Origin of the sequence: Nonomuraea sp. NPDC049695 (assembly GCF_040674955.1) — a bacterium.
Lineage (GTDB): Bacteria > Actinomycetota > Actinomycetes > Streptosporangiales > Streptosporangiaceae > Nonomuraea > Nonomuraea helvata.
In genome coordinates this window covers 31,469-47,685 of sequence record NZ_JBFANV010000029.1, presented here as the reverse complement: position 1 = coordinate 47,685, position 16,217 = coordinate 31,469, and the positions used below count along the sequence as shown (strand labels likewise).

Genomic DNA, 16,217 nt, shown 5'->3' with positions numbered 1-16,217 from the left:
TCCTGTGAGGCCCGCCTGCGGCGTGGCATGCTCGTAGTCACGCGCGAAGGAGGTACGCCCGTTGCCCAGACAAGGCGAGAGCAGGTTGCTGGCCATCAGCGACCTGCACGTCGGCTATGCCGAGAACCGGGCCATCGTGCAGGAGCTGAAACCGGTCACCCCCGGCGACTGGCTGCTGGTCGCGGGCGACGTCGGCGAGCGGCTGGCCGACATCGCCTGGGCGCTGGGGCTGCTGGCGGGCCGGTTCGAACGGGTCGTGTGGGTGCCGGGCAACCACGAGCTGTGGACCCCGCCGGACGACTCGCCGGACCTGCGCGGCGCCGCCCGCTACGAGCACCTGGTCGGCATGTGCAGGGACCTCGGCGTGCTCACCCCGGAGGACGACTACCCCGTGTGGGAGGGGGCGGGCGGGCCGGTCCGGATCGTGCCGCTCTTCCTGCTCTACGACTACACGTTCCGGCCGCCCGGCCACCACACCAAGGAGAGCGCGCTCGCGTACGCCCACAGCACCGGGATCGTCTGCACCGACGAGTACCTCCTGCACCCCGACCCGTACCCGAGCCGTGAGGCGTGGTGCCGGGCCAGGCTGGAGGCGACCGAGCGGCGGCTGGCCGGGCTCGACGACGTGCCGCTGGTCTTCGTGAACCACTATCCCCTGGTACGCGAGCCGACCGACATCCTGCGCTATCCGGAGTTCGCCCAGTGGTGCGGCACGACGGCCACCGGAGACTGGCACATCCGCCACCGGACCGCCGCCGTGATCTACGGCCACCTCCACATCCCGCGCGTCACCTGGTACGACGGCGTGCGTTTCGAGGAGGTGTCGCTCGGCTACCCCAGGGAGTGGCGTCCCCGGCCGGGCGGCCCCAAGCTGCTGCGCGAGGTCCTTCAGTAGCCCCTGGTGACCTTCACGCCCCGGCCGATCTTGCGCGGCACCCCGATGCCGTCGATCAGGTTGCCGCTGGAGGCGACGGACATCGACTCGCCTTCCCCGTCGCCCTTGGTGAGCAGGATGCCCGTCTCACGCTTGGTGCCGTGCCCGAGGATGGTGTTGCCGGTGATCGCCGCGTGGCCGATGCCGTAGTTGACCGCGTCCAGCGCGAGGTAGACGAAGTTCACGTCAGGCGGCAGCGGCCCGGCCGTGGTCAACGTGCGCTCCGGCGGCGCCGAGCCCTCCCGCCGGGCCTTGCCCAGCTCCTTGCGTAGCGCCACCAGCGCGTCCGGCGGCGGCAGGAACTTGTGGATCCGGTTGGCGGTGATCGTCGTGTTCGCCTCGCCCTGGAGGTCGCAGCGGATGCCGTAGTACGTCTGGTTCGCCGTGCTCTCGGCGCCGAAGTCCTCGATGTAGTTGTTCTGGATCGAGGTGCCGAAGCAGCGGTGGGCGTCGATGGCGTTCTTCGGCGTCGCGTACAGGTGCAGGTCGCTGAGCGTCCAGCCGGCCGCGTTGTCGCTCTGGATGGCGTGCGTGCCGCTGAAGCCGATCCAGGAGCGCTGCAGCGTCCAGTCGGTGACCGAGTTGCCGGGGTCGACGACCCGCAGCCCCGCCTCGGCGGCGCCCTCGATGTAGACGTCGCTGATGACGCTGTTGACCATGGTGTTCTTCAGCAGCGTGCCGTTCTGCGACGGGTTGCTGATGCGGATGCCGTCGGAGGGCGTGCCGTAGATGTCCACGTCGTACACGCGGGTGTTCCACGAGCGCAGCAGCAGCCCCACGGTGCCGCTGTTGTGGTCCCGGTTGCCGTCGATCGTGAGCTTCTCGACGCGGATCGTGTCGCCGCTGTACTCGGTGTTCTTCACCCACCCCTCGGAGGCGAGCACCGCGGGCAGGTTGGCGCCGTCGGCCTGCCTGAGCACCGCCCCGGCCTTGGCGTCGCCCCGGTACGTACGCCGGTCCGGCAGGCTGATCGTGGCGTTGATCAGGCACGGGCCCTTGATGACGACCTCGTCGCCCTCCTTGGAGGAGTCGATCGCGGCCTGCAGCGTCTGGGCGTCGGCGGCGGTGTCGGCGCAGACCGCCTCGACCCTCGCGGCCGCGGCGGGCGCCGTCGGCATGAGGATGGCGGCCCCCGTCACGGCCATGGCGAGAGCGGCCCCGCCGGCGAGCAGGCGGGTCGGTGAATGACGCACTGTCGGTCCTTCCGTCAGAACGATGTCACCGGAGACGCGGCACCCCCGAGCGTCCCCGTGATGATCATTCTCGCCGGGTGGAGGGCGGTTGTTGATCTCTTTTCGGGCGCGAAAACCGCAAACACTTCTTCGCGAAGAACTCTTTGCGAAGAAGTGTTTGCGGTTTAGGCTTCCCGTCATGACGCCATCCCCTGAGAACGTGGTCGTCCTCGACGCCAAGGGCCTGCGGGCACTCGCCCATCCCGTACGGGTGCAGCTCGTGGACCTGCTGCGCAAGCACGGCCCGTCCACCGCCACCCGCCTGGCCGAACGCCTGGGGGTGAACTCGGGGACGGCCAGCTATCACCTGCGCAGGCTCGCCGCCGCCGGGTTCGTCGAGGAGGACGCCGAGCGCGGCAACGCGCGGGAGCGCTGGTGGCGCTCGATCCACCGGACGACGCGCCTCATCGACGAGGGCGGGCTGTCGGAGCGCGAGCCCGAGGCGGTGCTGGCGTACATGCAGTCCATCGCCGCCCTGTACAACCTGCGCACCCAGCAGGCGCTCAACGAGATGCAGACCATGCCCGAGCCGTGGCGGCGCGTCCTCGACCTCAGCTCCTACGCGTTCCGCCTCACCCTGGAGGAGGCGGGGCAGCTGCGCGAGGACCTCAGCGAGCTCGTCGCACGCTACCGGCGTGACGGCGAGGAGGCGCCGCCGGACGCGGTCCGGGTCTACCTGATGCCGCAGGTGCTGCCCGAGCTCGACGACCCGGAGGAGCCGTGATGGAGCCGCGCCGGTCCTTACGGCCGATGGCCGGGGTGCTCGCGGCCATGACCGTCTCGACGACCGCGACTCGCGTGTCGGCCATCGCGCTGCCCTGGTTCGTGCTGACGAGCACCGGGAGCGCCGCGTTGACGGGGGTGGTGGCGTTCGCGGAGATGGCCCCGTATGTGCTGGTCAAGGCGCTGACCGGGCCGCTCGTCGACCGGGCTGGGCCACGCCGGATCTCGTGGGTCGCCGACGTCGTGAGCGCCTCTGCGGCCGCCGCGGTGGTCCTGCTGCACGCGGCCCACCTGCTGCCGCTGGGCGTCCTCATCGCGCTGGTCGCGGTGATCGGCGCGGCCCGCGGGCCCGGGGACCTGGCCAAGGAGATCATGGTCCCGGAGGCCGCCGAGCGTGGGCGGGTGCCGCTGGAGCGGGCCACCGGGCTGATGGGCGTGATGGACCGGCTGGCCTCGACGGTGGGTCCCGGGCTGGGCGGCGCGATGGTGGCGCTGCTCGGCCCGCTGGCCAGCCTGGTCATCAGCGCGGTCTGTTTCGCGCTCGGCTCGGCGGTCGTGGCCGCGGCGCTGCCGCGCGGCATGGGGCACCGCTCCCCCGCGCCGGAAGAGCGGCAGGAGGGGTACTGGCGACGGTTCGGCCAGGGCTCCGCGTTCCTGCGCGGCGAGCCGCTGCTGCTCGCGATCGTCGTCATGGTGGGCGTCACGAACCTGCTGGACGCGGCCTTCAGCCAGGTGCTCGCGCCCGTGTGGGCGAAGGAGTCCGGCCACGGACCCGCCGTCCTCGGGCTGAACAGCAGCGTGATGGGGCTGACCGCGATCGGGGGCAGCCTGGTGGCCGCCATGGTGGCGCACCGGATGCGGCGCAGGCCGGTGTTCTTCGTGGCGTTCCTGATCGCCGGACTGCCGCGCTTCCTCATCCTGGCCACGGACGCGCCGGTGTGGGCGTTGGTGTCCGTGTTCGCGGTGTGCGGGTTCGCCGGCGGTTTTCTCAACCCGATCCTGGGCGCGATCTCGTACGAGCGGGTGCCCCGCCACCTGCTGGGCCGGGTGAACGCCCTGAAGGACTCGCTGGCCTGGGCCGGCATCCCGCTGGGCGGGCTGCTGGGCGGGGCCGCCGTGACGGCGGTGGGCCTGGCGCCCGTCCTGCTGGTGTCCGGTGTCGCCTACGCGCTCACCACGAGTCTGACCGGGCTGCGTCGCGAATGGCGGGAGATGGACCGGCTGCGCGGGCAGGGTCCCCCGGCCGTACCGGCGCCGGAGCAGAGCACCGGTACGGTGGGTGACCGGCTCAGCGGTTGATCATGCCCTGGGCCAGGTCGGCGGCCGTGGCCGTGTGGGAGCGGTGCCCGGCGGGGCCGTAGCCGCCGCCCCCGCCCGTCTCGCAGCGCAGCACGTCCCCGGCCGTGACCGGCAGGGCGTTCACCTTGAGCAGCTCGCGGGCGTCCGGGGTGCCCGGGTTGAGGGTGACGCGCGGCGGCGCGCCCGGCTCGCCGCCGGCCAGGCCCCAGGCCGGGGTGACCGAGCGCTCGAACCACAGCGACAGCGAGGTGTCCCCGCAGAACTCGTACTCGCGCACCGCCCCGTTACCGCCCCGCCACTGCCCCGCGCCGCCGGTGCCCGGGCGGACCTCGTAGCGGCGCACGCGCACCGGGAACAGGGTCTCCAGCACCTCGATGGGCATGTCCCGCAGAGCGCCGTTGACGTTGTTGATCAGGCAGTCCTCGCCGTCGCCGCCCTCCCAGGCGCCCCAGCCGCCGACCGTGGCCTCCTGGGAGACGTACAGCTTGCCGGTACGCGGGTCCGTGCCGGTGAACTGCACGATCATCGAGTCCCCGTACGAGGCCGCGGCCGCCTTGTCCGGCAGCACGGGCGCCAGCGCCTTGACCACCAGGTCGATGAGGAGCCCCAGGTGCGAGTAGTAGTACTGGCAGGCGGCGGGCGACTCGGCGGCCAGCATCGAGCCGGGCCGCGTCTCCACCGACAGCGGCCGGAACGAGCCCCCGTTGAGCGGCACGTCACCCGAGACCAGCAGCTTGTAGCCGACGCGGACGGCGGCCACGGCCTGGGCCGCGCCGCAATTGACCGGGCCGGTCGCCTGGTCGGCGCAGTCGGTCAGGTCGACGTGCATCGACTCGCCCGACACCGCGACCGTGACGTTGACGGGAAGGGGGGTGTCCAGGTCGATGCCGTCGTTGTCGAGGTAGCCGGACGCCTCGTAGACGCCGTCGGGGATGGCCGCGATGGCCGCGCGCTCCAGGCGCTCGGTCTGGGCGAAGATCTCGTCGCGGGCCGCCAGCACCGTCTCCAGGCCCCACCGGGAGACGATCTCCTTCAGCCGCCGCTGGCCGGTCATGGCGCAGCTCACCTGGGCGCGCAGGTCGCCGAGCGTGGCGTGCGGGAAGCGTACGTTGCGGGCGATCAGCTCGTGCAGGTCGCGGCAGGGCTCGCCGCCCGCGTACGCCTTCACCGGGCCCATCCGCAGGCCCTCCTGGAAGATCGACGTCGAGTCCATGGAGCCGCCGGGGTCCTTGGAGCCGACGTCCAGCCAGTGGGCCCGCGACGCCGCGAACCCCGCCAGCTCCCCCTCCACGAAGATCGGCCCGTAGACGGTGACGTCGTTGAGGTGGGTGCCGCCGATGTAGGAGTCGTTGAGCACCCACACGTCGCCCTCCTGCCAGACCTCCCGCCCGTACAGGCGTTCGGTCTCGCGGGTGCACACCTCAAGGTTGCCGAGGAAGATCGGCAGGCCGGACGACTGGCCCAGCACGTTGTGGTCACGGTCGAGCAGCGCGACCGCGCAGTCCTTGGCCTCGTAGATGACGGGGGTGTAGGAGCTGCGGATGAGGGTGGTGTTCATGTCCTCCGCCGCCTGGAGCAGGGCGCAGCGGATGATCTCGGTGGTGACGGGGTCGATCACTGGGGGCCCACCTTCACGATGAGGAAGCCGTTGGGGTCCACGGTGGCCACGCAGCCGGGCGGGATGACCGTGGTCGCGGTCTCCTCGACCACGATCGCGGGGCCGGTCAGCTCGCCGTCGAGGGCAGCGCGCCGCAGTACGGGCGTGCGGTGCACGGCCCCGTCGAAGATCACGTCCCGTACGTGCCCGGCCTGCTCCTCGGGGACCTCCGGCACGGCGGCGGCGGTACGCGGGAACGAGCCGAACCCGGTGCTGCGCAGCATGACGAACTCCACCGGCGCCTCCGGGGTGGCGTGCCCGTAGCGGCTGGTGTGCGCCTCGGCGTAGCGGGCCGCGATCGTCTCGAGGAAGCCGGGGCCGGCGGGCTCGGCCGCGTCGCGAAGGGGGATGGTGAGCGTGTAGTCCTGTCCCTCGTAGCGCATGTCCACGGCGTGCTCGACCCGGCGCCGCTCCTCCGGCACGCCCTGGGCGGAGAGCGCCGCGAGGGCCTCATCCCCCAAAGTCGCGAAATTTCGAGCCATGTCGGGGCCGTCGAGCACGTCCTGCGGCCGGAAGTACGGATGCGTCAGATCCCGGCGCACGTCGGCCTCCAGCATCCCCCACGCCGAGAACGCCCCGGGGAAGCGCGGCACCACCACCTCGGAGATCCCCAGCTCCCGCGCGATGAACGCGGCGTGCATCGGCCCCGCGCCCCCGAACGCCACCAGCGCGAACTCCCGGGGCTCGATCCCGTGCTCCACGGTCAGCGTGCGGATCGCCTGCGCCATCTTGGCGTTGGCCACGTCGCAGATCCCCTCGGCGAGCAGCAGCGGATCGAGGTCGAGCTCGCCGGCCAGCGTGGCGATCGCCGTACCCGCCGCCTCCACGTCCAGCGTCATCAGCCCGCCCGCGAACCACGCCGGGTCCACCCGCCCGAGCACCACGTTCGCGTCGGTCACCGTGGCCCGCGTGCCGCCCCTGCCGTAACAGGCCGGTCCTGGCACGGCGCCTGCGGACTCGGGCCCCACGCGCAGCGCGCCCGCCTCGGCGTAGGCGAGCGAACCGCCGCCCGCGCCGATGGTGTGCAGGTTCACGATCGGCATGAGCACCGGGTAGCCCTCGATGCGGGCCTCGGCGCTGACGTCGGGCCGCCCGTTCACCACGAGCGACACGTCGAACGACGTGCCGCCCATGTCGACGCAGATGGCATTGCCTCTGTCGAGCATCCTGCCCGCCGCGACCCCGCCCATCGTGCCGCCCACCGGTCCGGACAGCAGCGTCTGCAACGGTCTGCGCATCGCGTACGAGGCGTTGACCAGCCCGCCCGACGACTGCATCACGTGCACCGGCACCGCCAGGCCCCGCTCGGCGAAGCGCCGCTCGATCCTGGCCAGGTAGCGCCGCACGACAGGCCCGGTGTACGCCTCCAGCACCGCCGACGAGGTCCGCTCGTACTCCCGCCACTCCCGCGCCACCTCGTGCGAGAGCACGACCAGCACGTCCTCGCCCAGCTCCGCGCGCAGGATCTCGCCCGCCCGCAGCTCGTGCGCCGGGTTCGCGTAGGAGAACAGCAGGCACACGGCCACCGCGTCGAACCCCTCCGCACGCGCCCGCCGCGCCGCCGCCCGCACCGCCTCCTCGTCAAGGGGAACGAGCTCCTGCCCCCGGTAGTCCAGCCGGCCGCCCGCCTCCATCACGTCCTGGCGCGGCACGAGCGGCACGGGTTTGCGGTAACGGAGGTCGAACATGCGGTCGCGGTTGCCCCTGGCGATCTGGTAGACGTCCCTGCCGCCCTGGCTCGCCAGCAGCAGCACCCGGGCGCCCTTGCGCTCGAGCAGCGCGTTGAGCCCCTGCGTGGTGCCGTGCACGAAGAACGAGATCTCCGCGGGGTCGTCCACGACCCGGCCGAGCGCGGCGAACACGCCTTCGGCCAGGTCTCCCGGAGTGGTGGGCGCCTTCGAGGCGGTGACGGCCCCGCTCCGCTCGTCGTAGCACACGACGTCGGTGAAGGTGCCGCCGATGTCCATGGCGACGCGATAACTCATGCGCTGCACCGTACGCGGTCCCGGGACCTTCCCGCATGTGCGGCCCGCACAGGGAGAGGCTCCCTCCAGTGCATCCTGCAACCCCCGGGGCCCGTCGTCTGCGGGCTCAGCGGAGGAGGACGCGGCAGGCGAGCTGGAGGGCCAGGCGGGTGGCGGCATGCCGCACGGGCGGGCCGCACGATCTGTGCGGCCCGCCCTGCGGCTCGCCTCAATGGCGTAATAACGGTCCCGGCGGCACCGCCGCGGGCGCGTACATCAAGGCCGCGCCATGATTCGGCCCGATCTGCCGCACGGTGACCCCCCAGTGCAGATACACGTAGAGGGATTTGTGCCTTTTTGCGCCCCCAGCCCACCGCCAGAAATCGTCAAATTCTGGCCAAGAAGTTCACTCCCGCCGCAGTTCGTGCGCCAGCTCCTCCAGCTCCGCCCCGCCCGCCATGAGGGAGGTCAGCTCCTGCGGGGTGATGTCGGCCCTGCCGTACTCGCCCAGGCTGGCGCCCCGGTTGAGCAGCAGGAACCGGTCCCCCACCGGGTAGGCGTGGTGGGGGTTGTGGGTGATGAAGACGACGCCGAGCCCGCGGTCGCGGGCCCTGGCGATGTAGCGCAGCACGACGCCGGCCTGCTTGACGCCGAGCGCGGAGGTGGGCTCGTCGAGGATGAGGACGCGGGCGCCGAAGTGGACGGCCCTGGCGATGGCCACCGACTGCCGTTCGCCGCCGGACAGCGTGCCGACCGGCTGGTCCACGTCGCGGATGTCGATGCCCATGGCCCGCAGCTCCTCGCGCGCCACGCGGCGCGCCTGGGCCACGTCGAAGGCGAGGCCCTTCCGGGGTTCGGAGCCGAGGAAGAAGTTACGCCAGACCGACATGAGCGGGATCATCGCCAGGTCCTGGTAGACGGTGGCGATGCCGCGGTCGAGCGCGTCGCGGGGGCTGGCGAAGCGCACCTCCTGCCCGTCCACCAGGAACGTGCCCGCGTCGTGCTGGTGCACCCCGGCGAGGATCTTGATGAGCGTGGACTTGCCCGCGCCGTTGTCGCCGAGCACGCACGTCACCTCGCCGGCGCGCACGCCCATCGACACGTCGCGCAGCGCCAGCACCGAGCCGAACGTCTTGCCGATGCCCCTGGTCTCGAGGATCAATGCCTCACCTCCTCGGCGTACCGCCTGACCAGGCGGTTGGCCAGCGTCGCCAGCAGCAGCATCGCGCCCAGGAAGAACTTGAACCAGTCGGCGTTCCAGCCCAGGAAGACGATGCCCTTGTCGGCCATGCCGAAGATGACCGCGCCGATGGCCGCCCCGACGGCGGAGCCGTACCCGCCGGTGAGCAGGCAGCCGCCGATGACGGCGGCGATGATGTAGATGAACTCCTGCCCGATGCCGATGTTGGCCTGGACGGACGTGTAGCGCAGCGCCAGGATCGAGCCGACCAGCCAGGCGGCGAACGCCGTGGTCATGAAGAGCGCGATCTTCGTACGGGCGGCGGGCACGCCGACCGCGCGGGCGGCCTGCTCGTTGCCGCCCACCGCGAAGATCCAGTTGCCGGCCTTGGAGCGCATGAGCACCCAGGTGGCCGCGGCGGTCGCCAGGACCCACCACAGGATCGCCACCCGGAACGAGGTCCCGCCGATCTCGACGGTCCCCGCGAAGACCGCGTTCGCGCCCTCGAACCCGGCGGCCCGGCGCAGGCCGCTGACCTGCACCGTCCCGGTGATGGCCTTGGTGACGCCGAGGTTGATTCCCTGGAGCATGAGGAACGTGCCCAGCGTGACGATGAAGCTGGGCAGCCTGGTCCTGGTGACGACCAGGCCGTTGGCGAACCCGATGCCCAGCGCCACCACCAGCCCGACCAGCATGGCCGTCCACACGTCGAACCCGAAGCGGGTGGCCAGCGTGACGAGGATCAGCCCGCTCGTGCCGGTCAGCACGCCCGCCGACAGGTCGAACTCGCCGCCGATCATCAGCAGCGCGACCGCCACGGCCATGATGCCGAGCGTGGCGGCCGGGTCGAGCCAGTTCGCGATGCCGGCCGGCGACCGGAACACCGGCGACTGGGAGGCGAAGAACACGAACACCACGACCAGGCCGACCACCGCGCCCAGCTCGGGCCTGATCAGCAGGCGGCGGGCCAGGCCGACGTCGGCGACCCGCTCGTCGGCCGCGATCGTCATCGCGTGCCCGCCTCGGCCAGCTTGGCCACCTGGTCGGCGTTGTCCTTGGTCACGAAGCCCGGGCCGGTGTTGACGGGCAGCCCGCCGCCGACGGTGTTGAGGTTGTTCTTGTACAGGTTGAGGAACGTGATCGGCAGGTAGCCCTGCAGGTACTGCTGCTGGTCCACGGCGAACAGGATCTCCCCGTCCTTGATCGCGGACACCACGTCGGCCGACAGGTCGAACGTGGCCAGCTTGGCCTGCGAGCCCGCGTCCTTGACGGCGTCCCTGGCGGCGACCGCGACGGCCGGGTTGAGCGCGAGCACGCCGTTGACCTGCTTGTCCGACTGGAGCTTGGCGGTGACCTTGGAGGTGACGTCGGCCAGGTTGCTCACGTCCACCTGCAGCCGCTCGACCGTGCCGCCCAGCGTCTGCTCGGCGCCCTTGCAGCGCTGGTCGAGGCCGACGTTGCCGGCCTCATGGATGACGCACAGCAGCTTGGTGACGCCGGCGGCCTTGAGTTGCTCGCCCGCGCCGCGCCCGGCCACCTCCTCCGACTGGCCGACGTGGGTGATGGCGCCGAACGCCTTGGAGGAGTCGGCGCCCGAGTTGATGGTGATGACCGGGATCTTGGCGGTGACGGCCTTGCCGATGGCCTCCTTCAGCGCGTCGGGGTTGGCCATGGAGACCACGATGCCGTCCACCTTCTCGGAGACGGCCTGGTCGATGAGCTGCGACTGTTTGGCGGGGTCGCCGTCGCCCTGGTAGGTGACCTTCACGCCGTACTGCTTGCCCGCGGCCTCGGCGCCGTTCTTGACCACGTCCCAGAAGGAGTCGCCCGGGGAGGCATGGGTGATGACGGCGTAGGTGGCGCTCGCGGGCGCCGCCGCGGCTGCGGAGCTCGCCGGGGCGCTCTGCGCCGCCTGTCCTCCCGAGGAGGAGCAGCCGGCGACGGTGAGCGCGCCCAGCAGGGCCAGCACGATCGGGGTACGTCTCATAGGACACCTCCAAGACCAACGGGCTCGCCCCGGTTGTACCCCAATATCATCTCTATGTATAGACATGCTGACTATTGCCCGTAGAACGGAACCATACGTTCCGATAGTATGGGGGCATGACGAGCGCACCCATGAGTGGCCGCAAGGCGCAGGCGGCCCGCAACGACGAATTGATCCTGCAGGCGGCGCGGGCGGTCTTCACCGCCGATCCCGGCGCGCCCATCGCCGCCGTGGCCGAGAAGGCGGGCGTCGGGATCAGCGCACTCTACCGCCGCTACCCCAGCAAGGAGGCGCTGCTGCAGAAGCTGTGCGGCGACGGACTCAAGCTCTACATCGAGGTCGCCGAGCGGGCTCTGGCCGACGACGGCGACCCCTGGGAGGCGTTCGCCGGCTACATGTGCGGCATCGTCGATGCCGACACCAATTCACTGACGATCAAGCTGGCGGGCACCTTCACGCCGACCGAGGAGCTGGGCCGCGACGCGGTCAGGGCCTCGGAGCTGGCCACCGAGGTCCACCACCGCGCCGTGGCGGCCGGCGTGCTGCGGCCGGACGTGACGGTGGCGGACATCGCGCTGCTGTTCGAGCAGATGGCCTCGATCAAGCTGGGCGGCGAGGAGCGCACCTCCCAGCTGCGCCACCGTTACCTGGCGCTGGTGATGGACTCGCTGCGGGTCCCACCGGTCCACCGGGACCTGCCGGGGCCCGCTCCGGTGGACGAGGAGTTGTCGGTCCGCTGGTACCCGTCCTAGTCCTCGCCGGCCTTCCAGTGGAACAGGTACGACATCGCGAAGCCGAGCAGCCCGGTCACCCCGGCCGACACGGTCATCGCCATGCCGAGCGCGGACACGACGCCGGAGACCAGACCGGGGCTGCCGGCGACCAGTCCGGCCGCCTGGACCAGCACGACGACGACGCCGAGGACGAGGAAGACCACGAGACCGATCTTGAACAGGATCATGGTGAGACTCTTCATGGCGTGAGCTCCTCTCAGATCGGCAGCGCGCCGGTCGCCACCAGCACGCCGATGACCAGGGTCGGGATGACGAACCAGATGATCAGCCGCCCGAACGTCCTGGCCGGGTCCACCTGGGCGATGCCGCTGGCGATGTAGATCGGGGCGGCCCCGGGCGGGGACGCGCCCTCGGTGGAGGCGAAGATCATGATGGCGGTGGCCGCGGCGGCGGGGGCGATCCCGGCCGCGGTCAGCGCGCTGAAGGCGACCCCGCCGACGGCGGCGATGGTGGCGCTGCCGGTCAGGGGCGCGGCGATGACGACGATCAGCAGGCCCACCAGGGTCGCGATGACGGCGGCCGGGGCGTCCAGGCCCTTCATGATGGCGGTCAGCTGGTCGACGAGGCCCAGCTCGCCCAGGCTGGCGGCGGCCGCGAAGGCGAAGAAGAGCGTCGCGCCGATGACCGCGTACCTGGGGGCCATGTCGCCGAGCAGCTCGCTCCAGGCGCGCCCGGTGCGCGGCAGCCGCTTCCACGCCACGGCGAAGGTGGCCAGCACGGTCAGCACGGGGATCCACACGACGATGCTGACGTCGTCGGCCGCCTCGCCGACGCGCGACTCCATCAGCTTGACGCCGAAGTCGAGCGTCATCAGCACGGGGATCAGGATGCCCGCGTACACCAGGAGCGAGGTCCACCCGGCCCGGAGGGCCGCGTGCAGGGGGACGAGGTCGGAGGCGTCGGTGGCGGCGATGCGGTGCCGCCGCACCCACACGAACACCACGACGAACCGGTACGCCACCGTCCACAGGCCGCCGACGAGGGCGGGCACGAAGAGCTGGTCGGCGGTCAGCACTGGGGCGACGGCGGCCGAGCCGAGCAGCAGGAACATCGACGAGCTCGGCGGGATGGAGATGCCGAGCCCGGCGTTGCCCGCCACCAGTGAGGCGGCCAGGTCGGGACGCCAGTTCGACCTGGTCATCCAGGGGATGGTGACCGACCCGACGGAGGCGGCGATGCCCGAGCCGGAGCCGGCCGGGCCGCCGAGGAGGGCGGCGGCGGAGGTGGAGACGTACCCGGCGCCGCCGCGCAGCCGCCCGAAGACGGAGTTCAGCACGGTGACCTGCTCCTGGATGAGGCCGAGCTTGGTAAGCAGGTAGCCCATGAAGACGAAGGCCAGGGCGGCGAAGACGACCTCCTCCGCCAGCGCGTCGGAGATCCCGGTCCAGGCCAGGTCGAAGAAGCCGGTGCCGCCGAAGAGGCACACGCCGGCGAAGCCGATGAGCATCGCCTCACCGATGTTCCGTTTCAGCACGCCGTTCCAGACAACGATGATCGCGATGTAGGCGATGAGCGCCCATACGGCGATTCCCATGGCGAAATGACCTCCGATGGGGAAAGGGGGTGGGGTGGTTCGGCGTGCGCGTTCCCGCAGGCTACGGGCCGCTTGGGGGCGGGTCGGTCAGCCGGTGGGCCAGGGCGAGCGTGTGGCGGGCCCTGGCGACGATGGGGGCGTCCACGAAGCGTCCGTCGGGCAGGGCGACCGCGCCGGCGCCCGACCGCTCGGCCCGTTCGGCCGCCTCGACGATCTCGGCCGCCCTGGCCGCCTCCTCCTCGGAGGGACGGAACGCGCGCCTGATGACGGGGATCTGGCGCGGGTGGATCGCGGTCCTGCCGAACAGGCCGAGGGCGCGGCCCGCCAGGCAGGAGGCGAGGAGCCCGGCCTCGTCCTTGACGTTCGGGAAGACGGACATGGGCACCGGCGGCAGTCCCGCCGCGGCGGCGGCGAGTACCACCTGGAGCCTGAGGTGGTCCATGGCCCGCTCGTCGGTGACGGCCAGCTCGGCGGCGAGGTCCTGCTCACCGAGCGCGACGCCGGCCACCTTGGGATGCGCCGCGATCTCCCGGGCCGCGAGGATCCCGGCCGCCGACTCCAGCAGCGCGTACGCGGGGGCGCCGGTGATCGCGTCGAGCGCGGCGGCCGACTCGACCTTGGGCAGCCGTACGCCGTCGGCGAGGTGCCCGACGGCCTCGAGGTCGGCCCGCCCGCGCTCGGAGCCCAGGTCGTTGACGCGCACGTGCACGGCGACGCGTTCGTCCGGGCGGGCGCGCAGGTAGGCGACGGCGTTGGCGCGGGCCTCGTCCTTGCGGGCGGGCGCGACCGCGTCCTCCAGGTCGATGATGACCACGTCCGCCCCCGAGTCAACGGCCTTGCCGAACCGCTCGGGCCGGTCACCGGGCACATAAAGCCAGGTCACGGGGGTGTTCACGCGATCACCCCGGCCTCGCGCAGTGCGGCGATCCGCTCGTCCGGGTAGTCGAGCTCGCCGAGCACCTCGTCGGTGTCGCGCCCGAGCCGCCGCCCCGGCCAGCGGATCTCGCCGGGCGTGTCCGACAGGCGGAAGAAGACGTTCTGCATGGTGAGCGAACCGAGCTCCTCGTCGGGCACCTCCTGGAACGTCCCGAGCGCCGCGTACTGCGGGTCCTCGGCGATGTCGCTGACGTCGTAGATGGGCGCGACGGCGGCCTGCACCTCCTCGAAACGGGCGATGACCTCCTCGGCGTCCCGCTCGGCGATCCAGGAGGCGACCGCCTCGTCCAGTTCGTCCACGTGCTGCACGCGCCCGTGCCCGCTCGCGAACCACGGCTGCTCGACCAGGTCCGGCCGTCCCACCAGGGTGACCACCCGCTCGGCGATGGGCTGGGCGCTGGTGGAGATGGCCAGCCACCGCCCGTCGCGGGTCCGGTACGTGTTGCGCGGCGCGTTGCTGCTGGACCGGTTGCCGGTCCGCCGCGGCACGACCCCGAGCGCCTTGTACGCGGTCATCTGCGGCCCGAGCAGGCCCATGATGGGCTCGATGATCGCCAGGTCGATGACCTGCCCGCGTCCGGTCCGCTCACGGGCGCGCAGGGCCACCATGATCGCGTACGACATGGCGAGGCCCGCGATGCCGTCGGCCAGGGCCAGCGGCGGCAGCGTGGGCGGCCCGTCGGGCTCCCCGGTCATGGCCGCGAACCCGCTCATGGCCTCGGCCAGCGTCCCGAACCCCGGCTGCTTGGCCATCGGCCCGGACTGCCCGAACCCGGTCATCCTCGCCACGATCAACCGCGGGTTGAGCGTGAGGAGGTCTTCCGGGGCCAGGTTCCACCGCTCCAGGGTGCCGGGGCGGAAGTTCTCGATCAGCACGTCGGACCGCTCGGCCAGGCGGCGCAGGATCTCCTGCCCTTCGGACTGTGACAGGTCCACGGCCGCGGTGCGCTTGTTGCGCGAGAGCGTCTTCCACCACAGCCCCACCCCGTTCAGGGAGGCGCCGTGCCCGCGCGAGGGGTCGCCGCGCCGGGGGTGCTCGATTTTGATCACGTCGGCGCCGAAGTCACCCAGCATCATCGCGGCGGAGGGACCGGCGAACAGCGTCGCCGCGTCGATGACCCGCAGGTCGGCGAGGCTCGTCATGGGCATGTAACTTATAAGAAATATGTCATAGGTCAACCGGCTGACCAATCTGCGAGACACTTGTCGACATGTCGTCCACGGAGCCGCGGCCTCCCATGAGCAAGGCCGATTACGTCTACAGCGTGCTGCTCGACGAGATCCGTACCGGGCGGATCCCGGGCGGCACGGCGCTGCGGGCCGGGGAGGTGGCCCGCCGGCTGGGCGTCTCGGTCACGCCCGTGCGCGAGGCGCTGCGCAGGCTGGAGACCGACCGCCTGATCAGCTACGAGGCGCATCACGGCGCGACCGTCGTGGACCTCGGCGACGAGGCGCTGGCCGAGTACTACGGCCTGCGCGCGGTGGTCGAGGGTCTGGGGGCGCGCCTGGCGGCGGAGAAGATCACTCCCGAGGAGCTGGCCGGGCTGCGCGAGCTGCACGCCTCGATGGCCGACGACGCCGCGCACGGCAGGCACGACCGGCTCGGGGACCAGAGCAGGCGCTTCCACCTGCGCATCGTGGACATCGGCGGCCCCGCCTTCCTGGGCGCGCACGCCAGGTCGGTGCGCAACAGCTTCCCCGTGCCCGCCGAGGCGTCGCTGTGGCTGGACGACACCCAGGTCAAGGCGCAACTCGAGGCGCACGAGGGCATCCTGGCCGCCCTGGAGTCCGGCGACGCCGAGACCGCCGAACGCATCATGATCGACCACGTGCGCCGGGCCGGGGACTTCCGCAAGGAGCGCTGACCCCCGGGCGTGGGGCCGTTTCCTCCTAAGATGAACAGCATGTCCCTTCCCCACCGGAGCCTCGCCGACGGCCGCCGCCGTGGGAGGGCCGCCGTGATCTCGTCCGTCCCCA

15 protein-coding genes are annotated in these 16,217 nt (G+C 71.7%); 5 read left to right on the top strand and 10 right to left on the bottom strand.

Annotated elements, in window-relative coordinates; translation table 11 throughout:
• Positions 1-61: 61 nt before the first annotated feature.
• Complete coding sequence (locus AB0J64_RS24810; protein WP_364031021.1) at positions 62-895, top strand: metallophosphoesterase; 834 nt, start codon at positions 62-64, stop codon at positions 893-895.
• On the opposite strand, the gene AB0J64_RS24805 is transcribed toward AB0J64_RS24810, so the two are convergent.
• Entirely contained in the window at positions 889-2,127 is a 1,239-nt protein-coding gene (locus AB0J64_RS24805; RefSeq protein WP_364031018.1) for a hypothetical protein, read from the bottom strand. The two genes, AB0J64_RS24810 and AB0J64_RS24805, sit on opposite strands and share 7 nt — an antisense overlap.
• Before the next feature lie 178 nt (positions 2,128-2,305).
• Here AB0J64_RS24805 and AB0J64_RS24800 point away from each other — a divergent pair, with 178 nt between their 5' ends.
• Together AB0J64_RS24800 and AB0J64_RS24795 are read left to right on the top strand one after the other, a co-directional pair.
• Positions 2,306-2,890 carry a helix-turn-helix domain-containing protein gene (locus AB0J64_RS24800; protein ID WP_364031015.1) on the top strand — a complete coding sequence of 195 codons (585 nt, stop codon included), beginning with the start codon at positions 2,306-2,308 and terminating at the stop codon, positions 2,888-2,890.
• The gene (locus AB0J64_RS24795) at positions 2,890-4,188 is read left to right on the top strand and encodes an MFS transporter (RefSeq protein WP_364031012.1); all 1,299 of its coding nucleotides are present in this window, start codon (positions 2,890-2,892) and stop codon (positions 4,186-4,188) included. Before AB0J64_RS24800 ends, AB0J64_RS24795 begins: the two co-directional genes overlap by 1 nt.
• Here AB0J64_RS24795 and AB0J64_RS24790 read toward each other — a convergent pair.
• The 5 genes from AB0J64_RS24790 to AB0J64_RS24770 all read right to left on the bottom strand — a co-directional run bounded on the left by AB0J64_RS24790 (position 4,178) and on the right by AB0J64_RS24770 (position 10,976).
• Positions 4,178-5,806 carry a hydantoinase B/oxoprolinase family protein gene (locus AB0J64_RS24790; RefSeq protein ID WP_364031009.1) on the bottom strand — a complete coding sequence of 543 codons (1,629 nt, stop codon included), beginning with the start codon at positions 5,804-5,806 and terminating at the stop codon, positions 4,178-4,180. The genes AB0J64_RS24795 and AB0J64_RS24790 overlap by 11 nt on opposite strands.
• Positions 5,803-7,830, bottom strand: coding sequence for a hydantoinase/oxoprolinase family protein (locus AB0J64_RS24785; protein WP_364031006.1), 2,028 nt, complete (start codon positions 7,828-7,830; stop codon positions 5,803-5,805). The genes AB0J64_RS24790 and AB0J64_RS24785 overlap by 4 nt, the downstream gene beginning before the upstream one ends.
• 385 nt (positions 7,831-8,215) lie before the next feature.
• Positions 8,216-8,971: an ATP-binding cassette domain-containing protein gene (locus AB0J64_RS24780; protein WP_364031003.1), complete on the bottom strand. Its 756-nt coding sequence runs from the start codon at positions 8,969-8,971 to the stop codon at positions 8,216-8,218.
• The gene (locus AB0J64_RS24775; RefSeq protein WP_364031000.1) at positions 8,968-9,999 is read right to left on the bottom strand and encodes an ABC transporter permease; all 1,032 of its coding nucleotides are present in this window, start codon (positions 9,997-9,999) and stop codon (positions 8,968-8,970) included. Before AB0J64_RS24775 ends, AB0J64_RS24780 begins: the two co-directional genes overlap by 4 nt.
• A complete protein-coding gene (locus AB0J64_RS24770) occupies positions 9,996-10,976 on the bottom strand; it encodes a sugar ABC transporter substrate-binding protein (RefSeq protein WP_364030997.1) in 981 nt (326 codons plus the stop codon). The genes AB0J64_RS24775 and AB0J64_RS24770 overlap by 4 nt, the downstream gene beginning before the upstream one ends.
• Before the next feature lie 116 nt (positions 10,977-11,092).
• Here AB0J64_RS24770 and AB0J64_RS24765 point away from each other — a divergent pair, with 116 nt between their 5' ends.
• Positions 11,093-11,728 carry a TetR/AcrR family transcriptional regulator gene (locus tag AB0J64_RS24765; protein WP_364030994.1) on the top strand — a complete coding sequence of 212 codons (636 nt, stop codon included), beginning with the start codon at positions 11,093-11,095 and terminating at the stop codon, positions 11,726-11,728.
• Here the strand turns inward: AB0J64_RS24765 and AB0J64_RS24760 are convergent.
• The 4 genes from AB0J64_RS24760 to AB0J64_RS24745 all read right to left on the bottom strand — a co-directional run bounded on the left by AB0J64_RS24760 (position 11,725) and on the right by AB0J64_RS24745 (position 15,383).
• Entirely contained in the window at positions 11,725-11,952 is a 228-nt protein-coding gene (locus AB0J64_RS24760) for a hypothetical protein (protein ID WP_364030991.1), read from the bottom strand. The two genes, AB0J64_RS24765 and AB0J64_RS24760, sit on opposite strands and share 4 nt — an antisense overlap.
• Before the next feature lie 14 nt (positions 11,953-11,966).
• The gene (locus tag AB0J64_RS24755) at positions 11,967-13,304 is read right to left on the bottom strand and encodes a TRAP transporter large permease subunit (protein WP_364030988.1); all 1,338 of its coding nucleotides are present in this window, start codon (positions 13,302-13,304) and stop codon (positions 11,967-11,969) included.
• A 61-nt stretch (positions 13,305-13,365) separates the two neighbouring features.
• Entirely contained in the window at positions 13,366-14,199 is an 834-nt protein-coding gene (locus tag AB0J64_RS24750; RefSeq protein ID WP_364030985.1) for a CoA ester lyase, read from the bottom strand.
• Positions 14,196-15,383, bottom strand: a complete 1,188-nt coding sequence (locus AB0J64_RS24745; RefSeq protein WP_364031171.1) for a CoA transferase — start codon at positions 15,381-15,383, stop codon at positions 14,196-14,198. Before AB0J64_RS24745 ends, AB0J64_RS24750 begins: the two co-directional genes overlap by 4 nt.
• A 95-nt stretch (positions 15,384-15,478) precedes the next feature.
• On the opposite strand from AB0J64_RS24745, the gene AB0J64_RS24740 reads away from it, so the two are divergent.
• Positions 15,479-16,105, top strand: coding sequence for a GntR family transcriptional regulator (locus tag AB0J64_RS24740; protein WP_364030982.1), 627 nt, complete (start codon positions 15,479-15,481; stop codon positions 16,103-16,105).
• The last annotated feature ends 112 nt before the right edge of the window (positions 16,106-16,217 follow it).